The following is a 25,449-nucleotide window of genomic DNA, read 5'->3' as shown; positions in this document are numbered from 1 at the left end:
CTCAGAGTCGTGTGATCCGATGCCTCAGAAAATCCACTGGCTCGATGTCGATGAGATCGCGGAGCGTCTGCTCGAAAAGTATCCGGACCGCGATCCTCTGTCCGTGCGCTTCACCGAGCTGCGGCAGATGGTCGAATCTCTCCACGACTTTGAAGCCCAGCCTAAGCATCCGGTGAACGAAAAAATCCTCGAAACGATCCAGTCCCGGTGGTACGAGGAAAAACTCGATGCCGGCGACGGGGAAGACGAGGACGAGTAACTTTCACGCGAGCCATGCGGCGGTTTGCGGCATTGCGGGTCTGGCGCACTGTTGAAAAACTGGCGATAACGCCGCGCGGCTGCGCTATCTCGTACCATTCGTCACATCAGTCAAGAGCCGCGCCGCGGCTCTTTCGTCATCGTTAACAAACTGAAAAGCATCCCATGCCTTTCCATTCAGGCCGAGTGACATTTTGCCGGTTCCGCGTCGAGGGTGATGCACCCGCCGCCGTGGATGAAACCACGCTGGGAATACTGGCTGAGTTTTCCTTCCGTGAGCGCGAGGTCGGCGCATCGGACGAGATCGAGGCCGGCTGGACCACCGGCGAACATTTGCTCGATACCCAGTTCAGCTACGAAAAAAACGGCTACGGCGACGACGGTTCGCTGCTGCTCTTTGCCCTGCGGATCGACTCGCATCGCGTGCCCTCCGCCATCAAAAATGCCTATAAGCGGATGAACGAAGCAGCATTGGCGGCAGAGAATCCCAGCGGCATCGTTTCCCGTGCCCAGCGCCGCGAGGCCGCGGAAACTGCGAATCAGCAAATTCATGAAGAGCTTGCTGCAGGTAAGCATCGGCGGTCGAAATCGGTTCCGCTGATTTGGGATCTGGCCAGACGGGAGCTTTACTGCTCCGTGCCGTCAGGCAAGGTGATCGAGCTGCTTGCTTCGCAGTTTTATCAGAGCTTTAACTGCAAACTCTCCCTGCTCTCGGCTGGTGCGCTGGCGGGGGAATGGCTGCGTGCTTCGGGCAAGGGGCGGGATTACGAAGACTTCCATCCCTCGGAGTTCACTCCTGCTCCCGCCGAAGCCGTAATCGATCTTGAAAACGCCGACGGCCCGCGCGATCTCAAGTTCCCGCAGGTGCCCTGGTCACACACGTCCACCGATCTGAAGGACTTCCTCGGTAATGAGTTCCTCATCTGGCTCTGGTGGAAACTCGAAAACTCGGAAGGGTTGATCGAGCTGCCCGCTCATGAAAAGCGAGTTCGCTCGGAGCTTGCGGTGATGATCGACAAATCGCTCGACATGGATTGCGCATGGAACGTGCTAGGCAAACAGACGCTTCGCGCGACAGGGCCGACGAAACTGGCCGAGGCGGGCGATGCGCTGTTGACCGGCAAATGGCCGCGCAAGGCAGGTTTGCTGGTCGCCGACACGGGGGGCGATGGATTGCAGTGGGAGCTGTCGCTTCAGGCGGATAGGTGGATCATCTCCGGCGCAACGATACCGGAAAATCCCGATGCGACCACCCCGCGTGAAATCATCGAGCACCGGCTGGTGCTGATCCGTCGGTTGGCGGAGACGATGGACGGATTGTTCGGCGTATTCATCAAGTCGCGTGTAAGCAGTACCTGGCCGGGACAGAAAAAACAGATCCGTGACTGGATTCGCGTTCGCCGCTCCCCCGCCCGGCGCGCGGAGATGGCTGCGGCCGGTCCATCCTGATCTGCACAGCGGTCAGAGCAAGCGGTGATCGCGCAACAATTTTTCCAGGTCACGGCGATTCCCTTCGGACAATTCGCACATCGGCAGGCGCAGCTCGCCTGTGTCCTTCTTCATCATCGCCATCGCGGTCTTGATCGGGATCGGGTTGGTTTCGATGAACATACCCTTGAAAAGCGGGAAAAGTTCCAGATGCAGCCGGCGTGCTTCATCCCAGCGATTCGATAAAGCCGCGGCGGTCAATGCCTTCACACGACCGGGAATGATGTTGGACAGGACGCTGATGACGCCCTTGCCGCCGATGCTCATTAGCGGCAGAGTGAGCGAGTCATCACCGGAGAGAATCGTGATACCGCAGAGCGAGGCGATCTCGCTGGCGATGTCGAGTGAGCCGGTTGCTTCCTTGATGCCGACGATATTGCTGTGCTTGTTAAGCCGAGCGACCGTCTGCGGCGACATGGTGATACCCGTGCGGCCGGGGATGTTGTACAGCACGATCGGAATGCGGACCTGATCCGCGATCGTCGCAAAGTGGCGGTACAGCCCTTCCTGTGTCGGCTTGTTGTAGTAGGGGTTCACCATCAGCGCGCCGTCTGCGCCGACTTGCGCCGCGTGCGCGGTGAGTTCCAGAGCTTCCGCCGTTGAGTTTGAACCGGTACCGGCAATGACGGGAACTTTGCGATTGGCTTTTTTTGCTTCTCGAACGACGTGTTCGATGACCTGACGGTGTTCCTCGTGGCTGAGTGTCGGCGACTCGCCGGTCGTGCCCATTGGCACAAGGCCGTCGATCCCGCTTTCAATCTGAAACCGCACCTGGGTTGTCAGCAGGTCGTAATCGATCTGCCCGCCGCGGAAGGGCGTGGTCATCGCGGTCATGGCGCCGGTAAACATGGTGAAACCTCTGGTTCAGGGGTGCGAAGCCCCGTACTTTAAATGGGAGCGGGCCGATGGGCAAAACGCAGCCTTGCCCTCGAAGATGCGCGATGGTCGCCCTCCGCAGGATAGGGCGGCTACTGCGGCAGAGGAGATGTCGGGGGGGGTGCCGTTTTCTGTGCTGACTCACGCGCGACGCAGGGCGAGGATCAATTCCACCTTGCCGATTTGTTCATTGAGTCGCTTGGCGATCTCAATCGGTGCGTGGCCTGCGTCGAAAAGATCATAAACCGACCGGGCGAGCGGATCATCGGACATCGGCGATACGTTTGCATGAGAGGAAAACTTGAGCGGTGACGGCGCAGCGGGTGCGGCGGGTTCACCCTTGAGACGCTTCAGCTCAGCGATCTTTTCATCGGCCTCGGCGAGCAGCCGCTCAAGGCTCCGGCTTTTCTGGTCCAGCCGATCCCCCAGCCGTTTGGTCAGATCTTCGATTTCCTCCATGGCACGATCCAGATCGCCCCGCATGCCGTGCGACTGGCGGAGCCGCTCAATCTGCTCCTCTGGAAGCAGGTTGGTGTCCACGCGCGGCTTGCTATTGGCGCGGACGAGAAACCCGAAGGCGATCAACCCGAGGCCGATGATGAGGAGCACGTCCTTGTTGAGCGTGATTTCCGCGACTATCGGGGCAGCCTGTCCGATAGCGGTTGAGAGATGGCTGGACGATGGAGTCATTCCATGTCTTTCCGTGGCGAGCGAGATAAGCGTCTGGGAGAGGATCATCGTTGACCTCCCTGCGCGACGAGTCGGCCCCGTGCTGCAGCTTCAGCCGCATCTTGATGCGCCTGATGGAGATTGACGCCGACATGATCGGACATGGATTTCACCTCTACGCTCTCCGGCATGGCGGCAATACCCGCCTATAAAAGTTTATCGACCGTGCAGCCTCATAGCCCGCTGATTTATGATTCAACCATGGCCACTCTGTCGCGCATCGTCGAGCATCCCTTCGCCAAGGCGGTGGCACAGGCACTCAAATCCCGCTGCGGTGTCCGTGAGGGAGATCGCCTGCATCTGGCGGTCAGCGGCGGGGCGGACTCGGTGGCGATGCTGCGCGCGATCGCACCACTGGCGGGGCGGCGGACTTGGAAGCTGGGGCTGAGTGTCGGCCATGTGCAGCACCATCTGCGGGACGATCATCACGCGGAAAACGACGCCCGTCTGGTCGAAAAATGGGCAGGAGAACTCGGAGTACCCTTCTGTCGAACCGACCTGCCCAAGCCCAGCCGGAAGGAAAACGTCGAAGCCTGGGCACGGCGGGAACGCTACCGCGCGCTGATGGAATCCGCGCAGGCCTGTCGCTCCCACATGATCGTGACCGCCCATCATGCGGACGATCAACTGGAAACCATCCTGATGCGTCTGCTGCGCGGAGCGTCGATCAGAGGTTTGCAGGGCATGGCCTGGAGACGACCGGCTGGGAGCGGAGTCAACGAAAAGGGCATCGTCATCCTTCGACCGATGCTGGCTGTCGATCACGCCGCCGCGGAATCGTTCCTGAAACAGATCAAGCAACCCTGGTGCGAAGATCACACCAATCTGGATATTTCGCGGCTGCGCGCAAGACTGCGACACGAGGTGCTGCCGCAGTTGCGCGCGATCAGTCCGATTGCGGGGCGTCGAGCTGTGCGGTTCGGAGATCACCTGCGGGACGTGGGGCGCGTGGTGGACGCCGCCGCTGCACAGGCGTTAAACATCGTCACAGAGACGAATGCGACATGGATCGTGCCGCGCAATGAAGCGAGGCTTTGGCCTCGTGTGGTTCTTGCGGAAGTTCTGCGGCAGCTCCTTCAAAATGCGGGAGTGGGTGCGGATCAAATGGGCACCCGGCCTCTGGGGTCACTGGTGCGGGCGGTGCGGGACTGTCAGGGAGGTCAGCGGCGATTTGAGTTTGGGAATCGTGTGGTCTCAGTGATTACGCGGGAGGCTGTCGAGGTCCGCCGAAAATAGCGTCGCTGTCCGATGCAGCACACCTTTCCGGTTGCCTGTTATGTCATCACGGGTGATGGATCAGTCAGCCGCCGATCGTGTGACTCGCCGCCATTTCACTTTCGGAGCGTCACCCCAGAGCATTTCGAGATCGTAATGAGCCCGAGCTGCGGGGTCGAAGAGGTGAATCACTGTGTCCACGAAATCCACGACAATCCACGTCGCCGATCCGTCGGCATCACGTCCGTAGCGATCGATCTTCATTTCCCGGCTGAGCTCTTCAACCCGATCACCGAGCGAACGGATCTGGCGGTCGCTGGTGCCGGTGGCGATGAGGATGTAATCGGTCACGTCACTCATCTTGCGTACGTCAAAGAGCACTACGTCTTCCGCGTGCAGGTCAGACAGGAGACGCGCGGACTCGATGGCGAACTTGCGAAGTTTCGCATCACCGCTGCGTGCCGAGGTTGCCTGGCGAGGCGTCCGGGGCGCGGAACTTTTTTTCACGGACCGGGTGGTTCCCGACTTTTTCGCGGACTGTTTGCTCATGCGGGACATGATAAGTGTCGCGTCGATGTTGTGGGAGCAACAAAAAAAGAGAAGCGGCACGTGCCGCTTCTCTGGTATCAGCATAAAGTGAAAATCTCCCCCGACCGATTTCTGCGGTCACGCAGGGAGCGAGGCGGAATCAGCGGGGTTTGCCGCCCCGACCGCCACCCATCTGCCGACCGCCGCCCTGACGGCCTTGCGGGCGTCCACCCGGACGACCGCCGCGCTGCGCACCCATGGGAGGCTTGGCGCCCGGCGGGCCTTTCTTCAGCGGCACGCCCAGAGCGATCTGTTCAGCCCGCTTGATCGACTTACGGAGCGATCGCTGTTTGCGCTCGCTGGGTTTCTCGTAATACGCACGGCGCTTGATGTCCTTGGTCAGACCTTCCTTCTCGCACATTTTCTTGAACCGACGCATCATCTGCTCGGCTGACTCGCCCGCGCGTGCCTTGATCCTGATTGCCATAAGCTTTCCTCGGGGTTTTCGTTGAGCCGTGTATCTTCCTTCATCACGAGGTTTTTTGCAAATGCCTCAGCGGGTATGCCTCGTTAGTGCAAACCCATCGCCCGCAGGTTGTCGAGGCTGATTTTCAGCGATTCAAACGGGTCCAGATCGCCTGAATCCCGCTCGACGAGATACCACTCGACGCCAGCCTTGGTGCAGGCGTTGAGGATGCGCGTCCAGTTGAGATTTCCGCTGCCGACCTCGCACATTTTGTGCTCCTTCTGGTCGGGACTGATGAGCATATCCTTGAAATGGACACACGGAATGCGGTCAGCGCCGGAGGCCGTCACTCGTTCGATCCACGCAGCGGGATCGCCCCCGCCGAACGCGATCCAGTAGGTGTCAATCTCAAACCACACCGATCGTTCGCAGGTGTTGACGAGCAGTTCGAGCGGCATGGTGAGCGGGCTGTCTGCCACGCGGCAAAGCTCATGGGCGTGGTTGTGGTAGCCGACTCGAAGGCCCTTGGCGGCGAGCGTCCGGGCGATCAGGTTGTAATCTCGAACGAAGGTCTGCCACTCAGCGAGTGTCTTGCCGCCCCAGCCGAAACCACCGATCGCGGTGTAACGACACTTGAGGGTTGCGTGATAGTCAAGGATCGCATCGGTGTTTTTCATGTCATCCATCGACTTGTGCGTCGCGGCGCATGACAAGCCTTCACCGTCGAGAATTTTGGCCAGTTCTTTGACCTCAATAGGTCCCAGCGCGGAAACCTGAACAGCGTCGTAGCCTATTTTTTTGACTTGCGCGCAAGTCCTGGCGATATCGAGCGGAGTTTTGAGAAAATCGCGCAGCGTGTAGAGCTGGGCGCCGATGACCGATGGTGGCACGAGCAGTCTCCTGGTGTGAATCATCGAAATATAACGAATTATCCTGCGTCCGTCGCAAAGCTCGGCTAATGAGAGGATCATTCCGTGAGGGACAATCCGCGAGCTTGAGAGCTGCTGCCGTTTGCGGCGCGATCGTCACGCCCTACACTTCCACGGAAAGGAAAATTCTTTATGCGCGCGATGGCCACCACGGATCACGGTTCACCGGAAGTGCTCAAACTCCTCGATCTGCCTGAGCCGATCGTGGGTGATCTCGATTTGCTTATCGAGGTTTACGCGACGGCGATCAATCCCGTCGATTACAAAATCCGCAAGACGGTGAACTACGGCGGCGTTGTGCGCCAGATGCCGTTTATTCAAGGCTATGACGTCAGCGGCATCGTCAAGGCGCTTGGTCGTCATGTTCAGCATTTCAAGGTGGGAGATGCTGTATACGCCTCGCCGAGCCTTGCGCGCCCCGGCGCGAATGCGGAGCGGGTCGCGGTCGATCACCGTCTCGCGGCCCATAAGCCGGACTCACTCGATCATGTGCAGGCAGCGGCGTTGCCTCTGGTGACGCTGACAGCGTGGGATTGCATCCACAAGCGCGGTGCTGTTCAGGCGGGTGAAACGGTGCTCATCCATGCCGGCGCTGGCGGCGTGGGACACATCGCGGTGCAGTTGGCCAAAATCGCCGGCTGCCGAGTCATCACGACCGCGAGTCGGCCGGAGACCATCGACCTCTGCCGCAAAATCGGTGCGGACGTCATCATCAACCATGCGCAGGAAGATTTTATCACTCGCGTGCAGCAGGAGACGAAAAATCAAGGCTGCGCCGTGGTGGTAGATACCGTCGGCGGAGAGGTGTTCGACAAGTCGCTCGAATGCGTCGCCATCAACGGGCGCATGGTGACGATCGTCTATAACGAGTCAGCAAAGATCGGTCCGGCTCTCTTTCGTAAAAACGCAACACTGCATCTGGAGTTCATGGGTGTGCCGGCAATTCACGGGATTCACCCCGAATCACAGAGTGAGACCTTGCGTGCCGCCGCCGCGCTGGTGGACGCAGGCCGACTCAGACCTCACGTCGGCAAGGTAATTTCACTTGAAGAAATTCCGGAAGGGCACCGATTGCAGGAGTCGGGGCGTGCTATCGGTAAAACCGTGGTGAAGGTGCGATAATCGCACCACGGCCGGTACGAAGCAATCCTCATCCGTAATCCACAGCCAAAATCCGCGTGTGGTCAGTGACTACCGAGGGATGATTGGCAGCACCACATGCGAAGGGTGTTGCGCATCATGGTAGGTCGTCTGTTGCGCGATCTCCCAGCGGGTTTCCGTGGCAGGATCGCCGCCGGTGTTCGGGTTAGGCTCCCAAAGCGGAAAACTGCTGCTGGTGACATTGACACGGATCCGGTGGCCTTTCTTCCAGACATTCGCGGTCGGCTGAAGCTCGATGCGGAACTCGTAAATCGCGCCCGGCTCAAGCAGTCGCGGTGCATCCCACTTCCGTTCGTAGAAGCGTCCGCGCAGCACACCTTCGGTGATGTTGATCGACCTGCCGTCGGGATACACATCGCATAGCCGCGCGACAAAATCGGTGTCGCGTCCTGAAGTGCTAGCGAACAGATGAACCCAGACAGGCCCGGTGATTTCCGTGTCACTTTCGAGTACGGGTAAGGTGAAGCACAACACGTCGGGTCGCGTCTCGACCGGCCCCTGGTCGTAAGGTCCGGGCAGACAGATTTCATACAGGCCGGGGTTATAAGTACCCACGGAGTGATTTCCGCCGATGGTGGGACACGGGTCGTCAGGGTTGTAGGTGAACTTGTCGGATGACTCGTTTTGAGGCGGTGAAGTGGAGAGCGTGCCATCACCTGTGCAGGTGTTTGCGCTGCCTTGCGAGTGCAGGTAATACCTGGTGAATTGGGTCCGCGCCAGCGGCCACTCGTTTTCGTCACGCCATACGTTGTCACCCATGACAAACAGGCGGATCAGTGCTTTCTGATAGTCCTGCGGCGTACCGCCCTTGAGCATCGTTTCGAGCCAGCGGGAGGAATGGTCGTTTTCCTTTGTCGCTTCGGGGCCGAAGTCGAGTTGGCCGAGTTTCGATCTTCCGTGGATGCCGTGTGTCCATGGGCCGACGAGTACGCGATGCGATCGCTTGATTGCTTCCGGTGCATCGCCGGACAGAAGGTCCGCGTACATGCGGAAGGCTTCGTTGGGGTAGTAGTCATACCAGCCGCCGGTCAGGAGGCTCGGCACGCGGCAGGCGGGAAGAGTCTCGCGATAGGAAAGATCACGCCAGAATTGATTTCGCGCGTAGTTGGTGGCGAAGTCACGGTAATACTCCGACCGGTTACCGCTCTTAATGTCGAGATCGACGATCGGCCGCTCCCGGAGCAGCATGGGGATGTTGAAAAAAGGCATGAGGTTGGCTTCGCTGGTGCGCGAGCCGACCTCGAGGCAGAGCCAACTGAACGTCAATGCTTCGCTGAATGCGCCGTCGCAGTAATAGCCCTGCCGCCAGATATCCGCCGACATGAACCGCGGGTTAAGCGCGGTGAGCAGCGGGTGGTTGGTATGCGCCAGAGCGAGTTGCACGCTGGCGAGGTAGGAGTCGCCGTACATCCCGACTTTCCCATTGCACCACGGCTGGCGTGCAATCCAGTCCAGCGTGTCATAGCCGTCGTTGGTTTCGTGAATAAACGGATAGAACTTTCCATCGGAGGCATAGCGGCCGCGCGTATCCTGCGAGACTACAGCCAGACCGCGCTCGATTAGCTCGCCGCCGGTGATATGAGCACGGTTGTACGCCATGCGCACAAGGACGACGGGAAACTTCGTTCCTTCACGTGGCAGATACACGTTAGTCGCCAGTTCTACGCCGTCACGCATTGGCACACGGACATTACGCATGATCCGCACGTGCCTGAGATAGTCACCCATTCGTCGTACTCCGAAGTATTGGTCAGCATGCGACAGCCGCGACGTTGCTGAAGGATAATCGGTGGGGGAGCCGTCCGCTCGAAAATAAGCCGCCGCGGGCAGGGAATGGACGATCGTCTTACGCCACCAAACCCACTTGTTGGAATTCCCGACCGGGAAGCAGATTGGTGAGGTTCGGGTTGCCCAACTGCACCTTTACAGCTTCAGCCAGCACATCGCGGAAGTCGGTGGTGTGCAGCAGGTCACGATTTTGGTGGAGTTGATCCGGCGCGAGTCCAGGCCATCTCCCGATCACTTTTTTCTTGTGAACACCGGCAGCTTTTAAAACCGGACCGCCCAGGGCGAGTGTGCAGTTGCCCCAGCCGTGGTCGGTGCCGTTGGTCCCGTTTTCCGCAGCCGTTCGTCCAAAATCGCTGAGGGTGATGACCAGGACATCATTGAGCCGGTCACCGAGATCATGAGCAAAAGCCGCCAGCGCATCGGCGAGATTTCCCGCGAGATTGGCGAATGGCCCCTGCATGGTCTCACCCTGATAGAGATGGGTATCCCATCCGTCGTAGTCCACTTCCGCGACTTCCAGGCCGACATCAGACTTGATCAGCCGTGCGACCTGGCTGAGTCGTCGAGCGATCTCGGTTTTCGGATACTGGGCAGCAGGGGTGTATTTTTCTCGCGTGAGGCGGGACAGTTCTTTCATGCCGGCGAGTGTGACCTGACCGGTCTGATCGAGCAGCTCCCGTGCCTGTTCACGATGGGCAGCGGGATCGGCACGATAAGCATGTTCAAGCCCGGCGACGATCGACGCCTGATTACCCTTGCCTTTGGGTAACGTAAGGTCTTCCACGCCGCGAATCGCATAGGCGTTGGCTTTGCCGCGCAAGATTCGCGGCAGCGAGTCACCTACGGAAACCGCCCGCAGCGGACCCGGCCCGGACGAGGTTGCCAGATGGCGGTTAAGCCAGCCGTCCGAGTTGACGGTATTCCCGACGATGCCGGTCTCCCACACGTCCTGCTCCTCAAAGTGGGAGCGTGAGTTGCGGTCGTAGCCGACAGCATGGGCAGCGACCGCGACACCGGCGGTCATGAGCGGCTCCAGCGCACTCATGCGCGGATGCAGTGCAAAGAAGCCGTCAAGATCCAACGCCGCTGCGGAATTACCTTTGGCGGGTGCAGCGATTGCCAGGTTGTGTCGCAGGTTGTAGTAGGCAGCATCGCCATGCGGGATGATGAGGTTAAGTCCGTCGGCTCCGCCCCGCAGAAAGAGGGCGACGAGGGTTTTGTTTCGCTTTGCCTCCACAACGGGCTGGGTCGCCGGAGCGTTATTCCCCGTCTGGGCCAGGAGCAGTTGGGGAATCACACCGCAGTAGGCGGCGATGGCGCCGGTGGACTGGAGAAAAAATCGTCGGGTGATCTGCATCGGTTACTCCACGAAAAATAATTGCCGGACGTTGCGTTGAAGAAATAAACACGTCAGGTTGCGTGCCCCTATCTCATATTGGCCTCTGGCAACATGCCGACAAATACCGCGGTTTGCTGGGTTTTGGAACCTATGTCGCCGGTCGCTTCCGCGAGGACGCGCAGGGCTGCTGCATTGGACTCAGGTCCCAGCACTCGCCCGGTCAGTGCCACCGCCACCGCGTCCACGATATTCTGCGCACCGCTGACCGGATCGGACTTGGCGGACCATCGCCAGGTGCCGGGCACGAGGCTCGCCATCCGCCAATCCCATGTGCGTACCAGTTTCCAACGCTGAAGCACCGCGTTGGAGTCGGCATAGCGATCGTCCGCCTCGGGATAACCATTCGGTGTGATGCAATCAAAAAGCCCCATCCCGCTGCTTTGAAGGAAATTGTGAATCGTCCAGGAGTCATCCGCCCGTGTGACGCGGCTGAGACGGAGAGCGAAGTCAATCGGACGCGCCACCTTCATCGGCAGGTCCGCCCGTCGAAACTGCGGATGCTCCGCCATCGCCAGCAGGACCGACTTCATGTCGCCGCCAGTCTGGTGATACACACGGGTAAGGTCCGTGACCATCGCCTCTGGCGCGGGATCGCTGACGTAATGCTCCGCGAGCTTTCGGCATATGAACTCAGCGGTACTTGGATGCGCTGCGAGCGTCTCCAGCGCCAACCGTACTCGATCAAATCGTTGCGCGGGTAGGGCTGGCTCGTAGCTCATGCCCAGAATACGGCGGGGCAGTCCGTCGTTGAGCGTGCCGTCGTAGCGATAGACTGACTCAAGCGGATAGCCGCGACCGCCGGTGTCCGCCTCGTCCATCGCAGTCCAGCCGTTGAGCAGACCTGCGAGGCTGGTCACATCCGCCTGCGTGTAGCCGCCGTGTACTCCCAGCGTGTGCAGCTCCATGATTTCCCGCGAATAGTTTTCGTTGAGCTTGGTTGCGAAACTCCGCTGCTGGTCGAGATACACGAGCATGGCGGGACTGGTGGCGGAGGTCACGAGCAGATCGACGAACGGAGCGACACCCGCCTTCATAAACGCTTCATGCTCCTGCCATTTCCGCCAGCCTTCAGTTTTGCGCAGCCAAGTCGAAAAATGATTTTCCGCCCACATGACAAATCGAGCGCGAACCGGATTAGGCGTTAGTTGAAGTTGGTGGATGGTGTTGACCGCGATGTCGTAGCCTCCGTCAGAGCCGGAGAAAACCGTGCGTGCTTTATTGGTCGCGGCCATTTCACCGGGATCACTGGCTCCGCGGCTTAAGCGGTCTTCAAGATAGGCCCGCTCACCCATGACGAGCACTGCGGCAAGCTCTTCAGGATCGGGACCAAGGCCGAATCGGTTGAGTAATCGGACTGCGCTTTCGTAAGGAGTCAGCTCGGAGGTATTGCCTTGAGTAGCGGCATTGACGATGAAGGTGATTTCTTCTGAATCGCCTTGATTTCCCGAACGGTCCTCGCCGCGCACTTTCACATGGTGTTCACCGGGCGGAAGATTACGACAGAGGAGCGGGAACACGATTCGTCCCAACGCCGGATCGAGGGGGGCATTCATGCCCAGCCGTCGTCCGTCCACAACCAAATCAATCCACGCAAACGCATCGTCATCACGTGCATCGACCACCACAGCATCGGCCAGACCGACGTGCTGACCATTATTTCTGGGATATACGATCTCCAGTGATGGCGGAGCACTGTCCGCGCCGGCAACTTCGCGCAGGCTCACCGCCCGGAGCCAGAGGTTTCGATCACCTACCTTTTCCTTGTACGCATCATTGATGAAAGAGACCACGAGCTGCTTGGGGCCTTTGGTCAACTCGACATTTCCCACTTTCCAATCGTTAAACCACTGGTTTGTCGTTTTCACCGCAATGGGCTTGTCCACACCGCCGGCCCGCAGCTTGGCGGCGATAATCGGGAAGCCTTCGTACTGATCGCCTCGCGCATCGAGATAAAGCTCGAATGTCCCCGCGAGGTCTTCGGGAAGAGTGAGTGTCGCTTCACTTTCGCCGGCGAACAGCGCGAGCATGTGGCCGTCCTGATGCTTAAGCGAGGTGAGCTTGTCTTTGAGCGAGGCACCCCAGGCCGGATCGGTCATGCCAAAGCGGTAATACGCGCGCGGTTTGTTGCCGGTGATTGATTCATTCACATCGATGTATTCGGTCGGTGATACCGCGCGCAGTCCGTTGTCCAGCTCGCCGATGAGTTGCAAGGCGTTCCGTCCCGGCTTGAAGTACCCGGTGCTGATTCGGAAGACCGGGTCCGCCGTTCGCTGCTCCATCAGGGGTGTGCCGTTAATGGCGATCCACATGCGCGGCGGGGTGACGGTCGCAGCCTGCCGCCACCACGCCAGACCGGTGAGCGTCAGATCACCCCGAAGCGACAAACCGTGAACCGGCCGCAGCAGTGCGACGCGGAAGTCGTCGCTCGCCTCGTAAGTGCCCGGTGCTTTTGCCATCGCCATGGCCATAGCGGGCACCATGGCCATGCCGCCCGCAGGCGGAGCAGGAGCATCTTTGGCCAGCGACTGCACCTTGACGATCTCAAAGCGATCGAGGTAGAGGTTGCGGTCATAGTTATCCGGTGCGTAGAAATCGTTGAGAAACTTCACACCCAGAAAAACCTTGCCGGTCTTGAGTTCAACGGGGTAGCCGATCGGAGTGCGCTGCCAGCGGTGGTCCACGAGGCGCGACGCGGTGACAGCGCGATCTGACTCGCCGAAAGTCACACCCAATGAGGGAAAGGCACCGGCTCCGAAGTCACCGCGAGCCGTCATCATCACCTGATAAAGGCCGCCTTCCTTCACCTCGAAGGGATAACTCCAAACCGGCTCCGTGCCGGGGCAGGCTACGAACCGCTTGCCGGATGCCGATGGATCGGACCCGACGCGCAGGTTGTGCATTCCGGGCCGCAGCGGTCGTGCGGGCTCAAGATATTTTTCACACTCGTCGGAAATGACATCGTTAGCTGCTGGCTTGATGATGTTCAAAACAAGCGGCGTACTCTCCAGAACGGTGCCGTCGCGGGCGGTAATCCGGGCGACAAACTGACCGGCACCGGCAGGGAGATCATCCGTATTCACACGAAAAACAGCGCGACGAAGCGGAGGTGAACCGACGCTCGGATCGCGCGATTCGGTCAGCGTCTTGCCTGCTGGAAGGACGAGGGTAACGGGTGACGGGGCAGCCTGATCGGACGGGTCATCGAAGACTTCAACGCCGATGTCGATCGTTCCCCATACTGCCGCACCGCGAGCCGGGCTGACGATGGCCGGCCTGGGGTCGAAGCCGGCGGTATCAACGGTGGACTTACGAACATCCACGACGAGTTTTGCTGCACCGAGCGTCAGTGTGGTCGAACCACTTTTCCGCGCGCGGACTCGCAGATATCCGATCGTCTCACCCTTGAGGATCGCCGGTGGGCGAATGATTTCAACGATATCGCTGCTGCTGGAAATCGCAGTGAACGTGCGATCCTCAGAAGCGGGGGAGTCAAGGCGAAACGGGATGACCTGGGTGCGCCCCAGCCATGCAATGGTTTGGGTGGTATAGAAAGCAGGCGTACCTTTCAGGGCAGCGGGTGTCTCCGCGGACGCCTGCGCCAGCCAAAGGGTGGTTATCAGCAGGAACAAACCGCACCATCTGCGCAAAATCCGGCACTGCTGCATGGGACAATCCTGAATTGAATGAGCTGATGTTTATTGTATGCGTGAAGCAGAAAGCCGGAAGAGGAATCGACCGTCTTGACGTTTCCCGCTCTGTAGCGGCAAATGATTGGGTCTGGAATCGAATATGACCAATGCCGTCAACAAGGTGGGAGTGGACGATCTGGCAGCGGACCTGCAACGCCTCGGCGTCCGCGCGGGTGACACGCTGTTTGTCCATTCGTCGTTCCGTTCCATCGGGCCGGTCGAAGGCGGAGCGGGTGCGGTAATCGCAGCGATGGAACGTGTGATCGGTCCGAACGGCCTGCTGCTGATGCCCTCGTTTAACCTCGTCGATGGTGATCGGGCCGGCACATGGGATCTGGCTCACTCGCCCGCGACGACGGGATATCTCTGCGAATATTTCCGCACCATGCCGGGGACTTATCGCTCGGACCACTATTCTCACTCCGTGGCTGCGCGGGGCAAGGGAGCGGCAGAGTTCGTCGCTGGTCACCGTGATCGGGAGGGCATGATCTCGCCTTGGGATCTGGAACCTTGGGGGAGGACTTACGGTACACATTCGCCGCTGATCCGTGCTTATGCCGCCAACGGGAAAATACTCATGCTCGGCGTTGACTATCACAGCTCAACTTATCTGCACGTCGTTGAAGTGATGTGGTGGAACCGTCGGCTTGCGCAGAATCCATCAGCCAAATACAACTATGTCCACCGTGAAGCACTTGGTGCGAAGTGGGATGAAATCGGCTGGATATCACGCGACAAGATCGGCGCAGCGGATAGCCGGCTTTTTTCCATCCGTGAGTTTGTGGACACAATGCTAGCCTTCGCCTCGGCCAATCCGCGACAGGCCTGTAAATGGTGGGAAGAGTAGCGGAAGCTGAAGGACTAAGACCAATCGGAATAAGCAGGAAGTCGATCGAGCATCCACATTAAACTCAGTTGCTTCCGCTGCGAGGCTTGCCGAGGCGCAAAAGTTTTCCTGCGAGTCCAAGAAAGGCCAGGCCCCACGCACCTACCGCCACGAAAACGAAAACATTCGGAACGGGAGAAAGGAACGGCAGGTTCAGGTGTTGAACCAACCGAAAGGTGGCCACGGTGTACATGCCCAGGGGGAAGACCACGCCCCAGTATTGCGGGTCGTAGCGCAACGGAAACTTTTGATACACATGCCGCCACAGACCGAGAATGACCAGCATCGGAATCCACCAGGTAGCCGTCGCCCAGAACAGCAGTGTGAATCCTTTGATGAAGGGCAAGAGATCCGCCAGCATGGGCGAATGTGATGCGTTGGCGACGAGCATTGTGCCCGCGAGGGTCGAGATGGCGACCGCGCCCATATTGATCCAGTACGGCGGACTCAGATCGGAAGGACTGAGACGAAAAAAAGTGTAGCGGTAGAAAATCAGCGAGATGATCCAGATGTAGAGCATCCCGCCTCCCAGCCAGACAGCGAGACAGAAAAAGAGGGCTGTGCCATGCGTCCATTTCAGAATCGCGGCGAGTTGTGCGCCGAGCACCGCGACGGATTGGGCCGCCACCACGATCAGGAGCCAGCCGCCGTTGATTCCATCCGGCAGGCTGGGTTTATTTTCCTTGATGGTCAGCGCGGTGACGATCGTGTAGTTGAGGATGACCCAGAGCGCGATACCGAAAACCCACAGACTCACCGCCACAGCCGGAGATTCCTCGACAATCAGACACTGACTTCCCAGTACGCAGGTCGCGGCAACGATGGTGAAAAAACCGACGCACTTTCCGTGGTTCAGGAGATCCGCCGCCATCCGTGAGGGATAGCGCACGAGCCGCGTCAGCAGCAATACCCAGAGAACGGCGAAACACAGGACGGTCACCCAGAACAGGACTTTGGCGAGGACTTCAAAGCCGGTCACATGACAAGCCAGCGATACGATGCCTGTCGCCATAGCCATCGCAAAATAATTCGGCGGAAGGTCCGCCAACCAGGATGTCGGAGAAGTGGGCGGGGCGGCAGTGGGTGCGGTCACGAACGCTCCATTCTGTAAAGGTAGCGCAGCAAGCCGACATTCAGGATCAGGCAGCCGGTACTGACCGCAGCGGCAGGCCAGATGACGGATTCATCACCGCCCAGAAAAGCATTCATGGTGGCAGTCAACAGCCATAGCTGGAGGACGACGATGGTCAGAACGATGCAGACCATTCCATAAACCACGATCAATCGCTGTGCGCGGGTGAATGGCCGTCTCATACGGTTCTCGCCTCCACGCCAGTAGCGTAAATATGATCGCCAAGAGTCTTGAGTGTAATGCGAGGCAGCGGTCTTCGCGGTGGGCCGGCCAGCGGACGACCAGTACTCAAATCGAAATATCCTTCGTGACAGGGGCAGTGGATGTCACCCTTTTCTGGTCGTGGCACCACGGCACAGGCCAGATGTGAACACTTCTGACTGTAGGCCAGAAGCGTATTTTCACCGGTGCGAATCAAAACGCAGTCGTCATGCGGACCGGGATATCTGAAAACGATGGTGCCGCCGACCGGAAGTTCAGACAGCGTTGCAATCTTTCTCGTTTCCGGGAGTCCACGTCGTCTGCGGAAATAATTTTGTACGCCGATCCAATACTGTCCGACGGTAAACGCCAAGCTGGTGAGTACCAGAAATTTCGTAAAGTCACGTCGAGCGACGTAGTGACTTTGCGGCCAGTCGATGGGAAAGTCGCGGCGCCAGGAGGGCTGTTGTTCAGGCGGGCGGCCGTCAGGGGCGATGGTGTATTGCTCGCGTTCAGGGCCGGGCTTGTACCCCGTCGCGGGACGAACTCCGGTCAGACCATCGGTTAATGACGGCAGTGGTCGTCCCGTCGTATTCACATCATGGGGATCGTCGGGTTTGGTCACGCTTGCACCTCGGCGAATGGGTCGTCGATTACTTTCAAAGCGACGTGGCGTGCCGCCGCTCGTTCCTCCATCGCAGCGGTGATGTCCACGTAGTTTTTCTGGACGTCTTTGGGAACCATCATGTGGACGCGGGTGGTGATCGTCTGGCGACCAAAATGAAATTCCCGGACAGGCCGTGAACGCGGGCGGAGCTGCTCTATCTGTTCGCGGGTTCCAAAAAAGAGTGCCTGGCTGGGACAGACGGTGGTACACATGGGCTTTTTGCCGACCGATGAGCGGTCGTAGCACATATCGCATTTCTGCATGAGCTGCTGGTCGATCTTGACCTCGGGTACACCGAAGGGGCATCCGAGGACACAGTTGCCGCAGGCGATGCATCGTGGTTTCAGTGCCGACTGGACGACCCCATCATCGGTGCGTTTGATTGCATCGGCGGGGCAGACCTCCGCACACGTCGGCTGGTCACAGTGCATGCAGACCACTGGCACCGTCTGTACCGACTCGCCGCGATTGACGTACTCGAGATGGATCATCGAGTCGCCTTTGTGCGTATCGCATTCCGCGCAAGCCTGCACACAGGCCTGGCAACCGATGCAGCGGTTGGGATCGATGTAAAAATGTAAATGATCAGGTACAGACATTGCTTGTAATTTAGCCATCAAAGTCATTGGTTGAAAGCACCAATGACTTGTGCTGTAAAATTCAGTCAACTACAGTGCACATGTCTCATGATATCCCTGATACCAGCCGCGACGCTGGTTATTGGAGAAAAAAGTGACACATCGCGAACGTCTCCTGAGCGTGCTCCATGGCCGCGTCCCCGATCGCGTGCCGGTGCTGGCGGATATCTCCTGGTGGCACGCGGCGCACGGCGGCGGCAAATTCGTCCCGTTGACCACCGGCAATGATGAGCGCGTCGATGCGCTCCTGGCCTTGCATCGACGGTTGGATATAGCGATCCACCTTAACCTTGGCTGCTTCTACCGCGAGATCCATGCGCCCGAGGTCATCGCGGAATCACATACGGATGGCGATGTATTCACCTCGCGGCTCCGTACGCCGGTCGGCGAAGTGTGCGAGGTGCGGCGCTGGCTTCCCGAAGGCTGGTGCTGGGGAATTGAACAGCACATGGTCAATGCCGCCGAAGACTTGAAAGTGATCCGTTACGCTTTTGAGCGGGTCCGTTACGAACCGTTGTGGGATCTGTTCCGGGCGATCGACGCAAAGTTGGGTGATATAGGCGTTCCATTTGTCGGTACGCCTTATACGGGAATGGGATTTCTCATCAGTCGCTATGCCGGCATCGAGCGGACGATCGAGTTGGCGATGGATGAACCTGACGAAGTGGAGCAGACAGTTCAAACGATCAACGTGGCTCATCTTCAGGTCTTCCGAATGCTGGCGGAGGGACCATCGCAGGTGATGTTTCTTTCTGACAATCTTTCATCCGACGTGCAGAGCCCTTCGTGGTTCGGGCGATACAGTGCTCCGCATTACCGCAAGATTGCCGCGATTGCTCGTGAAGCAGGCAAGCCGTTGAGCGTTCACATCGACGGGCGTCTGCGCGGGCTGCTCAAGACCCTGGCGGATTGCGGGATCAATGCTGCCGATGCCGTCACGCCAGCTCCGTGGGGTGATCTGACTCCTGGGCAATGCCGCGATGAAGCTGGATCGTCACTAGTGTTATCCGGCGGTGTTCCCCCGGACAGCTTTGCCCCGAATGTGCCGCTGCAATTGTTCGATGCGCAGGCGGAAGCCTGGCTTGAATTGCGCCATCGCAGCCCTGCGCTGGTGATAGCGCCGGGAGATCAGCTTCCTCCCAGCGGAACACTGGAACGACTCGAACGGCTCGTTTCGATTGCCGGCTCTGCGCGGTATTGAACACAAATCGACAAAACGATCTCGACCGGTCGCCTGCCATTGGGTGAAGTTGTCGGGTTTGTGAAGAACTACTGTTGTGGTTCGCGTTCGTAAGAGTAAGCAGGTGGTGCATCGGCTTTTCTGATGCGCACCGCGCACACCTTGTACTCAGGAATCTTCGAGATCGGATCCTGCGCGGAGATGGTTAACTGATTCACGCTCTTAGGCCCTCCCCAGTGATACGGAATAAACACGGTATCAGGCCGGATCGTGGTCACGACTTGCGCCCGGAGCGTGCAACTGCCGCGGCGTGAATCGATTGTCGTCCAGTCGCCATCGACGATGCCGTATTTGTCCGCCAGTCGCGGGTGTAATTCGAGTCGGGGTTCGGGGTACTGCTTTACCAGCGGGCCGATGCGACGGGTTTGCGTGCCGGACAGAAACTGGCTAACCACGCGGCCGGTTGTCAACATCAGCGGATATTCCGCGTCCGTTTCTTCTGTCGGCGGCGTGTACGGTGCGACGATGAAACGTGCCTTACCGTCAGGAAAATAAAAAGGCCCCGCACCTTTGGCGACAGGGTTCCATGTTCCCGGTTCGAACAGTCGCGGCGTGCCGGGATGGTCGATCTTGTTACCGTTGGGGTCTTCGCTCGGACAGGGCCAGAAGACACCGAATTGCTTTTCGATTTTCTCGTAAGTGATACCCGAATAATCGATGACGCTGCCCTTGGAGGCCATGCGCAGCTCGTCGAATATCTCGCGGGGACTGCGAAACTGCATTCCGTGTGTTCGGCCGAGTTTCGCGGCAATGTCCTGGATGATCTTCCAGTCCTGCCTCGCATCACCAGGCGGATCTACGGCTTTGTTGATTTTGATGACACGCCCCTCGACCTGGGCGACAACGCCCTCGTCTTCCTCCTGGAGTGAGCCGGGCAGCACGATATCCGCATGGCGTGCAGTGTCGTTGAGGAAGAAATCAATCGCAGCGTAGAAATCCAGCTTTTCCAGTGCCCTGGTGATGAAGTTGTTGTCAGGCAGCGAGACTTTAGGGTTGAAACAGATCGACAACAGCCCCTTGATCTCACCCTTGTCGATCTTGCGGAATAACTCATAGACATCGACGCCGACGTGGGGGAGATCCGGTTCGTTGATGCCCCAGAATTTCGCAATGTATTCACGGTGGGCGGGATTTTCGATATCGCGTCCGCCGGGTAACTGGTCGGCTTTTTGCCCGTGCTCACGACCGCCTTGACCATTCGCCTGGCCGGTGATGGTGGAGTAACCGCAACCCTCACGACCGATGCGCCCTGACGCCAGCACGATATTGATCGAACCGAGACAGTTGACGACACCGTGGCTGTGATGCTCGATTCCCCGCGCGTGCATCAGAAAGCTGGTGCTGGCGGTGCCCCACCATTCCGCAGCTTGTCGGATCGACCGCTCTGGTATGCCGGTCACTTCCGCTGTTTTAGCGGGTGTCCATTCGCGGACACTCGCCGCCACTGCGTCAAAACCTACGGTGTACCGCTCGATGAATGCGTGGTCGAGCCAGTCATTTTCGATCATCAGGTGCAGCACGCCGTTAAAGAGCGCAATGTCGCGTCCGGGCTTAATCGGCAGGAAAAGATCGCAGGTTCGAGCGATGGGTGTGATGCGAGGGTCAACGACAATGATTTTTCCGCCGTTCTCCCGTGCCTGCCAGACGTAATCAGTCGTGATCGGGGCGCACTCGGCGACGTTGGCTCCGCTGATCCACACCACTTTTGCTTTGAGAATATCTGACCATGGATTGGCAGCCCGATCGACCCCGAACGCTTTTTTATTCGCCGCCGCCGCACTGACCATGCACAGTCGACCGTTGTAGTCGATGTGCCGGGTTTTGAGACAAACGCGGGCGAACTTTCCCATCAGGTAGGTTTTTTCACTGGTGAGGCTCGCGCCGGTGATAACGCCGAATGCGTCATTGCCATGCTGACGCTGAAGTCGCTCGATCTCCCCCGCGACGCGGGTGACCGCCTCGTCGTAGCCCATCGCGCTGAACCCCGCCGGTGCGGAAGGATCACGCTTCAGGGCCGTCACCAGTCGATCGGGATGTGAGCCTTGGAGGTAACGCTTTACCCCTTTGGGGCAGAGCATCCCACGATTAAAGGGAAACTCCTCCCAAGGGTCGAAACCGATCACCGTGTTGTCTTTGACTTTTAACTGAATGCCGCACTGCTGACCGCAGAAGCAACAGTGCGTCTTGACCACAGCGTCGGGTTCGACGGCTGTTGACAACCGGTCTCCCGACATGAATGCAGTATGAGGGCCGAATCCCTCAATGATCTTCAACTGATTGACCGGTTGAGTCGCCACATCGGCTCCACTATTGCGAATTCTTCGAGGATTCCAGGCATACCGTCAGCAACATCCGGGTGTGCTCTTGAGCGTAAACATCGTGGCGCACGCCTGGAGCCATGACGAGAAGTTGACCGGCTGTGATCGTCTGTGATTTCCCTTCGACCACCATTTTCAGGCATCCTTCAAGCACATGGACCGTCACGACGCCTTCAGCCACATGCTGGGGCATTTGTGCGCCGCGTTCAAAGAGAAACAGCGCCACTGTCGCCGCCCCGTGACGGTAGAGCGTTTCCTGACGGTGATTGCGTGACGCGGGCAGCGGCTCGGCACGCAGCTTCGCTTCGACCTCTTTGAGATCGATGTGGTGCTGCGGCGACTGGAATCGTTCGGTCGGGTGTTGACGCAGCCGATCTTCCTGTTCACTCATCGTCAAGCCTCGCTCTCGTGTTGTGTCGCCCATAACGTGCCTTGCGCCAAGCCAAACAAAGCTCGGCGGCACCTGGGACAAATCTGCTGGTAATGCTCCGCATGACCGGAGTCCATTTCATAGGTGAACCCCAGTTGCTTTTCTACTGTCATCAAGTCACGAACCATCATTTTTGATGCAAAAGCCTGACCGCACCGACGGCAGGCGGCCTGTTCACTCTTGCGCCCCACATCTTTGTAGAAGCTCACACCCAGTTGCGCGGGACGTTGGAAGATGTGAAACAGCTTTCCAAACGGAAGCCACAGCAGCGTAAAAATGACGGTGATGGCGTGGAGGATCGCCAGAAAGTCGTATGCGTAACCCTTCATCCATCGGTAGCTGGCGGTGAGCATCAGGCCCGTGACGCTGATGGCAAACAGCAGAATCAGCGGCAGGAAGTCTTCTCCGAACTGCTGCACCGCTGCGGCACCGTGGTCGATCATTCGGCGACGCATCGCGAGCATCACGCCGATCGTTACCAGAATCGACGCCCACACCAGACCGTGGAAAACCAGCACTCCGAACAAGGAGTGGATCGGAAACGAAAAGGTCGGAAAACCGAATACAAACGCGCGGTAACCGTCCAGATCGCCGGGCAGAGTTTCAAAGTGAATCCAGCCGAAAACCAGCGGGAATGTGATGGCTGCGGCGAGGAGACATCCCCACATAATCAGCCAGTGGGCACTCCATCTTGTCTTGCCTCGACGCCAGATGAACCGGGTGGCGACAAACTCGACCGCAAAGCGGCGTGCCAGCTCGGTGAGGTTACTCAGCAGAAAGCGCGGATGGAAGAAAAACACCTGCCATCCGCGCCGCCAGTACATCCGCGTCGGCGGACGCCGCAGCCACATCGTGTAGCGATACACGATGCCAAAGGTCGCAAACACGGTGGCGAAGGTGTAACCGACCAGTGCCGCATCAAAGTGCGCCAGATTCCGTGATCCCAGCAGGATCAGTGCAGCAAGAATCAGCGTCGCCAGCGTGCCCGTCGCCGCAGCAAATAATTTGTCACGTCCCATCATTGCCCCTTGCGTCCGACGGCAGGCCTCACCGCGCGCTGCCGTGACTCGCTTGAGCCTTGGCCACTCCTGTATGGTATAGCCGGTCAGCTCGTCAGGGGAAATTTTTATGTGGAAGATTGTTCGCGCTGTGCAGCCTTGGGAAACAGAATGTTGTTTTCCTTGTGAACGTGCAGGTGCATGTCGGATTCAATCCGTTCCACCCCATCAAGCATCGCGATGAACGTATTGCACGCGCCCGGCGGCGGCTGATAGCCCTTGCTCAGTTCGCGCATCTGCTCCAGCGAGCGTCCCGCGTTGTCGTGCTCGTGTTCCATCATGCGGATGGGATTGGTGATCGAGCTGCCGCAGCTTCCGCCTTCGCATCGATCAGCTTTTTCCAGACTGCGAATCCAGGGGAACAGCACCCGCTCCTCTTTGTACATATGCGAGTCAAGCTCCGCGGCAAAATCCGCGAAGATGGCTGCCAGCTCGATCGTCCACGGATGGGTCGCCCCATGCACCGCGGCGACTTTCTTAGCCATTGCTCCCACACGAGGCAGCTCGGAATGCAGATAAGCATGATGCGTCCGTTCAATGTGGTCGCATAGCTGTGAAAGCGTCATGCTGGAGGCCTGATTGTCGCCCGGCTCGGATACCGCCTCATCCGCCGCCAGTGCCTGCACAACCTGGCTGGTGTCTAATCCCTTGTCACGGCAGACATCGGTCAGCTTTTTCTTGCCGCCACAGCAGAAGTCGATTCCCAGCTTCTGAAACACGCGGGAACGAGAGGGGCGATCCACCACTAGCTGGCCGACAGTCGATTCTGCGTCGATAACTGGCATGATTGGTCTCCTGCGGCTCTAGCCGCGTATGCAAACCCGTCCACTACCTTTTAAATCGGTATCCAACATACCGATTAAAATAAGTATACTACATGCCGGTTATCCGAGTCAAGGGCTCTTCATGCAACTGACCATGCACACGGATTACGCCTTGCGTCTCCTGATTTTTCTGGCAGTACGTCAGGGCCAGTCAGCGACTGTTCAGGAGGTGGCGGAGGCTTATCACGCCTCTACCAATCACATGGCCAAGGTGGCGCAGCGATTGACACAGTTGGGTTATGTTCACAGTACGCGCGGGCGGGGCGGCGGTCTGCGGCTGGGTGTTGCACCCGAATCGATCAATCTCGGCGATTTGGTTCGTCAAACAGAAAACACGCTCACCCTGGTGGAGTGTTTCGAGGCAAACAGCGGCTGCCCCATTGAGCCAGAGTGCGGCCTGAAGCGCGTTTTGAAGCAGGCGCAGGATGCATTCTTCGCGGAACTATCCCGGCTCACGCTGGCGGACCTCGTCACCAGACCTCAGCGGTTCACGGCTCTCCAGATTAAATCCAGCGTATTGCGCTGACTCCGCCTGGCTGGTCGATCAGCACAGAAGCTGCGAGCGTCATGCGTGGGCACAAGCAACAGACATCATTCAAATTTGAATGGAATGTTCGAGATGTACATGTATGTCGGAGTGGGGAATGACCAGCGGTGGCCGTCGGCGAAAATCATATTGGTGCTGTGGTAGCTGTTGTGACGGATCGGCGGTCCATAGCCGCCCCACGCATAGTTGTACTGGGTGATGCAGTCCGCGTACTGCGAGTAGCCGCCAGACGTCCACATGAAATCTTCCATGAGGTACGCCACCTTGCTCGGAGCGCTCTTCCATTCTCTGCGAGGATAGACGCCTTGGTTGGGCGGATATGTGCCGGAAAGGTGATAGTTAACCCCGCTACCCGCCAGATTGTTGACGTAATAGCCGTTGAACATGTGGTACTCGATGGTTGTGTTTCCCTCGAGGCGGTACCCCACGTCGTACCAGAAAGCAGCACTGCGCCGCTCGATGTCATCAGTAATTAAAACGCTGGGGAGGGCTTTTTTTCGTGTATCGTAATAGCCGCTGCGATGGTCCATCCACATGCTCGGACAGGCGAAAAGGCGATTTCCGGTGATCGCGTTTTTCTTGAGTGCGGGGAACGATGTGGGGCGAGGAAGCCGCTCCGACTCGACGGCATATCCCATGTTGATCAGCATGTGCCCGTAAAAACACGCGCTCCCGCGATCATCCGGCGGGTCCGACATGTCAAACCCTCGAGGGTAGCGCGGAAAATACTGGTTGGGCATTATCGCGGCATAGTCGCTCTGGAACAGTGTCGAGAGGACATAAACCTGCCTCATGTTCGAGGCGCACTTGATGTCACGGCCGGCATCGCGCGCACGCTCCAAAACCGGCAGCAGGAGCGCAACCAATAACGCAATGATGGAGACAACAACCAGTAACTCCACCAACGTGAATCCCCGAGAACCCCTGAAAGCGCCGAAACCGTCGGCGATTGGTAATCGCAGATCAATTTCGGAGACGACAG

General features: G+C 58.5%; 24 protein-coding genes. 7 read left to right on the top strand and 17 right to left on the bottom strand.

From position 1 onward, the window contains the following. Positions 1-19: 19 nt before the first annotated feature. Positions 20-259, top strand: a complete 240-nt coding sequence (iscX, locus tag IT444_11075; GenBank protein MCC7193313.1) for a Fe-S cluster assembly protein IscX — start codon at positions 20-22, stop codon at positions 257-259. A gap of 164 nt (positions 260-423) precedes the next feature. Next, positions 424-1,707, top strand: a complete 1,284-nt coding sequence (locus IT444_11070) for a hypothetical protein (GenBank protein ID MCC7193312.1) — start codon at positions 424-426, stop codon at positions 1,705-1,707. Between the two features lie 12 nt (positions 1,708-1,719). Here the strand turns inward: IT444_11070 and IT444_11065 are convergent, their stop codons facing one another. Together IT444_11065 and IT444_11060 are read right to left on the bottom strand one after the other, a co-directional pair. Then, positions 1,720-2,595: a 4-hydroxy-tetrahydrodipicolinate synthase gene (locus IT444_11065; GenBank protein ID MCC7193311.1), complete on the bottom strand. Its 876-nt coding sequence runs from the start codon at positions 2,593-2,595 to the stop codon at positions 1,720-1,722. A 168-nt stretch (positions 2,596-2,763) separates the two neighbouring features. After that, complete coding sequence (locus IT444_11060) at positions 2,764-3,360, bottom strand: hypothetical protein (protein ID MCC7193310.1); 597 nt, start codon at positions 3,358-3,360, stop codon at positions 2,764-2,766. A 192-nt stretch (positions 3,361-3,552) separates the two neighbouring features. Between IT444_11060 and tilS the strand changes: the two genes are divergently transcribed. Next, the gene (gene tilS / locus IT444_11055) at positions 3,553-4,587 is read left to right on the top strand and encodes a tRNA lysidine(34) synthetase TilS (protein ID MCC7193309.1); all 1,035 of its coding nucleotides are present in this window, start codon (positions 3,553-3,555) and stop codon (positions 4,585-4,587) included. Between the two features lie 60 nt (positions 4,588-4,647). Here tilS and rsfS read toward each other — a convergent pair whose 3' ends face one another. From rsfS to IT444_11040, 3 genes are all read right to left on the bottom strand, one after another. Continuing rightward, positions 4,648-5,115, bottom strand: a complete 468-nt coding sequence (rsfS, locus tag IT444_11050; GenBank protein ID MCC7193308.1) for a ribosome silencing factor — start codon at positions 5,113-5,115, stop codon at positions 4,648-4,650. A gap of 139 nt (positions 5,116-5,254) precedes the next feature. Further along, positions 5,255-5,581 (bottom strand): 30S ribosomal protein S21, encoded by a 327-nt coding sequence (rpsU, locus tag IT444_11045; protein MCC7193307.1) that lies wholly within the window; start codon positions 5,579-5,581, stop codon positions 5,255-5,257. 83 nt (positions 5,582-5,664) lie between these two features. Then, positions 5,665-6,450: a sugar phosphate isomerase/epimerase gene (locus IT444_11040; protein MCC7193306.1), complete on the bottom strand. Its 786-nt coding sequence runs from the start codon at positions 6,448-6,450 to the stop codon at positions 5,665-5,667. A 171-nt stretch (positions 6,451-6,621) separates the two neighbouring features. Between IT444_11040 and IT444_11035 the strand changes: the two genes are divergently transcribed. Beyond that, positions 6,622-7,611 carry a zinc-binding dehydrogenase gene (locus IT444_11035; protein MCC7193305.1) on the top strand — a complete coding sequence of 330 codons (990 nt, stop codon included), beginning with the start codon at positions 6,622-6,624 and terminating at the stop codon, positions 7,609-7,611. 69 nt (positions 7,612-7,680) lie between these two features. Here IT444_11035 and IT444_11030 read toward each other — a convergent pair whose 3' ends face one another. The 3 genes from IT444_11030 to IT444_11020 all read right to left on the bottom strand — a co-directional run bounded on the left by IT444_11030 (position 7,681) and on the right by IT444_11020 (position 14,502). Then, the gene (locus IT444_11030; GenBank protein MCC7193304.1) at positions 7,681-9,378 is read right to left on the bottom strand and encodes a CocE/NonD family hydrolase; all 1,698 of its coding nucleotides are present in this window, start codon (positions 9,376-9,378) and stop codon (positions 7,681-7,683) included. A gap of 118 nt (positions 9,379-9,496) precedes the next feature. Next, positions 9,497-10,795, bottom strand: a complete 1,299-nt coding sequence (locus IT444_11025; GenBank protein MCC7193303.1) for a DUF1501 domain-containing protein — start codon at positions 10,793-10,795, stop codon at positions 9,497-9,499. Positions 10,796-10,863: 68 nt separating this feature from the next. Next, on the bottom strand, positions 10,864-14,502 hold the full coding sequence (locus IT444_11020) for a DUF1800 family protein (protein ID MCC7193302.1): 3,639 nt from the start codon (positions 14,500-14,502) through the stop codon (positions 10,864-10,866). A 124-nt stretch (positions 14,503-14,626) separates the two neighbouring features. Here IT444_11020 and IT444_11015 point away from each other — a divergent pair, with 124 nt between their 5' ends. Next, positions 14,627-15,373: an AAC(3) family N-acetyltransferase gene (locus IT444_11015; GenBank protein ID MCC7193301.1), complete on the top strand. Its 747-nt coding sequence runs from the start codon at positions 14,627-14,629 to the stop codon at positions 15,371-15,373. 64 nt (positions 15,374-15,437) lie between these two features. On the opposite strand, the gene IT444_11010 is transcribed toward IT444_11015, so the two are convergent. The 4 genes from IT444_11010 to IT444_10995 are packed head-to-tail and all read right to left on the bottom strand — an operon-like array spanning position 15,438 to position 18,011. Next, the gene (locus tag IT444_11010; protein ID MCC7193300.1) at positions 15,438-16,505 is read right to left on the bottom strand and encodes a tellurite resistance/C4-dicarboxylate transporter family protein; all 1,068 of its coding nucleotides are present in this window, start codon (positions 16,503-16,505) and stop codon (positions 15,438-15,440) included. Then, positions 16,502-16,726, bottom strand: a complete 225-nt coding sequence (locus IT444_11005) for a hypothetical protein (protein ID MCC7193299.1) — start codon at positions 16,724-16,726, stop codon at positions 16,502-16,504. Before IT444_11005 ends, IT444_11010 begins: the two co-directional genes overlap by 4 nt. Continuing rightward, positions 16,723-17,370 carry a Rieske 2Fe-2S domain-containing protein gene (locus IT444_11000; protein MCC7193298.1) on the bottom strand — a complete coding sequence of 216 codons (648 nt, stop codon included), beginning with the start codon at positions 17,368-17,370 and terminating at the stop codon, positions 16,723-16,725. The genes IT444_11005 and IT444_11000 overlap by 4 nt, the downstream gene beginning before the upstream one ends. Beyond that, positions 17,367-18,011: a 4Fe-4S binding protein gene (locus IT444_10995; GenBank protein MCC7193297.1), complete on the bottom strand. Its 645-nt coding sequence runs from the start codon at positions 18,009-18,011 to the stop codon at positions 17,367-17,369. The genes IT444_11000 and IT444_10995 overlap by 4 nt, the downstream gene beginning before the upstream one ends. A 133-nt stretch (positions 18,012-18,144) precedes the next feature. Between IT444_10995 and IT444_10990 the strand changes: the two genes are divergently transcribed. Continuing rightward, positions 18,145-19,251, top strand: a complete 1,107-nt coding sequence (locus tag IT444_10990) for a hypothetical protein (protein MCC7193296.1) — start codon at positions 18,145-18,147, stop codon at positions 19,249-19,251. 68 nt (positions 19,252-19,319) lie between these two features. Here IT444_10990 and IT444_10985 read toward each other — a convergent pair whose 3' ends face one another. The 4 genes from IT444_10985 to ric form a co-directional block, all read right to left on the bottom strand. Further along, entirely contained in the window at positions 19,320-21,587 is a 2,268-nt protein-coding gene (locus IT444_10985; protein MCC7193295.1) for a molybdopterin oxidoreductase family protein, read from the bottom strand. A 10-nt stretch (positions 21,588-21,597) separates the two neighbouring features. Further along, positions 21,598-21,999, bottom strand: a complete 402-nt coding sequence (locus IT444_10980) for a cupin domain-containing protein (protein ID MCC7193294.1) — start codon at positions 21,997-21,999, stop codon at positions 21,598-21,600. Between the two features lie 2 nt (positions 22,000-22,001). Next, entirely contained in the window at positions 22,002-23,057 is a 1,056-nt protein-coding gene (locus IT444_10975) for an MFS transporter (protein MCC7193293.1), read from the bottom strand. Between the two features lie 107 nt (positions 23,058-23,164). Beyond that, the gene (gene ric, locus IT444_10970) at positions 23,165-23,881 is read right to left on the bottom strand and encodes an iron-sulfur cluster repair di-iron protein (protein ID MCC7193292.1); all 717 of its coding nucleotides are present in this window, start codon (positions 23,879-23,881) and stop codon (positions 23,165-23,167) included. Positions 23,882-24,002: 121 nt separating this feature from the next. On the opposite strand from ric, the gene IT444_10965 reads away from it, so the two are divergent. Next, the gene (locus IT444_10965; GenBank protein ID MCC7193291.1) at positions 24,003-24,446 is read left to right on the top strand and encodes an Rrf2 family transcriptional regulator; all 444 of its coding nucleotides are present in this window, start codon (positions 24,003-24,005) and stop codon (positions 24,444-24,446) included. A gap of 65 nt (positions 24,447-24,511) precedes the next feature. Here IT444_10965 and IT444_10960 read toward each other — a convergent pair whose 3' ends face one another. After that, positions 24,512-25,369 (bottom strand): hypothetical protein, encoded by an 858-nt coding sequence (locus tag IT444_10960; protein ID MCC7193290.1) that lies wholly within the window; start codon positions 25,367-25,369, stop codon positions 24,512-24,514. Between the last annotated feature and the right edge of the window lie 80 nt (positions 25,370-25,449).

This window comes from Phycisphaeraceae bacterium (assembly GCA_020851465.1).
Taxonomy (GTDB): domain Bacteria; phylum Planctomycetota; class Phycisphaerae; order Phycisphaerales; family Phycisphaeraceae; genus JADZCR01.
The sequence above is the reverse complement of the archived record's forward strand: the minus strand, read 5'-3'. Positions and strand labels throughout refer to the sequence as shown.

Coding starts and splice junctions, on each gene's coding strand:
- iscX (MCC7193313.1), top strand. CDS start 20: ATGCCTCAGAAAATCCACTGGCTCGATGTCGATGAGATCGCGGAGCGT.
- IT444_11070 (MCC7193312.1), top strand. CDS start 424: ATGCCTTTCCATTCAGGCCGAGTGACATTTTGCCGGTTCCGCGTCGAG.
- IT444_11065 (MCC7193311.1), bottom strand. CDS start 2,595: ATGTTTACCGGCGCCATGACCGCGATGACCACGCCCTTCCGCGGCGGG.
- IT444_11060 (MCC7193310.1), bottom strand. CDS start 3,360: ATGATCCTCTCCCAGACGCTTATCTCGCTCGCCACGGAAAGACATGGA.
- tilS (MCC7193309.1), top strand. CDS start 3,553: ATGGCCACTCTGTCGCGCATCGTCGAGCATCCCTTCGCCAAGGCGGTG.
- rsfS (MCC7193308.1), bottom strand. CDS start 5,115: ATGAGCAAACAGTCCGCGAAAAAGTCGGGAACCACCCGGTCCGTGAAA.
- rpsU (MCC7193307.1), bottom strand. CDS start 5,581: ATGGCAATCAGGATCAAGGCACGCGCGGGCGAGTCAGCCGAGCAGATG.
- IT444_11035 (MCC7193305.1), top strand. CDS start 6,622: ATGCGCGCGATGGCCACCACGGATCACGGTTCACCGGAAGTGCTCAAA.
- IT444_11030 (MCC7193304.1), bottom strand. CDS start 9,378: ATGGGTGACTATCTCAGGCACGTGCGGATCATGCGTAATGTCCGTGTG.
- IT444_11025 (MCC7193303.1), bottom strand. CDS start 10,795: ATGCAGATCACCCGACGATTTTTTCTCCAGTCCACCGGCGCCATCGCC.
- IT444_11020 (MCC7193302.1), bottom strand. CDS start 14,502: ATGCAGCAGTGCCGGATTTTGCGCAGATGGTGCGGTTTGTTCCTGCTG.
- IT444_11015 (MCC7193301.1), top strand. CDS start 14,627: ATGACCAATGCCGTCAACAAGGTGGGAGTGGACGATCTGGCAGCGGAC.
- IT444_11005 (MCC7193299.1), bottom strand. CDS start 16,726: ATGAGACGGCCATTCACCCGCGCACAGCGATTGATCGTGGTTTATGGA.
- IT444_10995 (MCC7193297.1), bottom strand. CDS start 18,011: ATGTCTGTACCTGATCATTTACATTTTTACATCGATCCCAACCGCTGC.
- IT444_10980 (MCC7193294.1), bottom strand. CDS start 21,999: ATGAGTGAACAGGAAGATCGGCTGCGTCAACACCCGACCGAACGATTC.
- IT444_10975 (MCC7193293.1), bottom strand. CDS start 23,057: ATGGGACGTGACAAATTATTTGCTGCGGCGACGGGCACGCTGGCGACG.
- ric (MCC7193292.1), bottom strand. CDS start 23,881: ATGCCAGTTATCGACGCAGAATCGACTGTCGGCCAGCTAGTGGTGGAT.
- IT444_10965 (MCC7193291.1), top strand. CDS start 24,003: ATGCAACTGACCATGCACACGGATTACGCCTTGCGTCTCCTGATTTTT.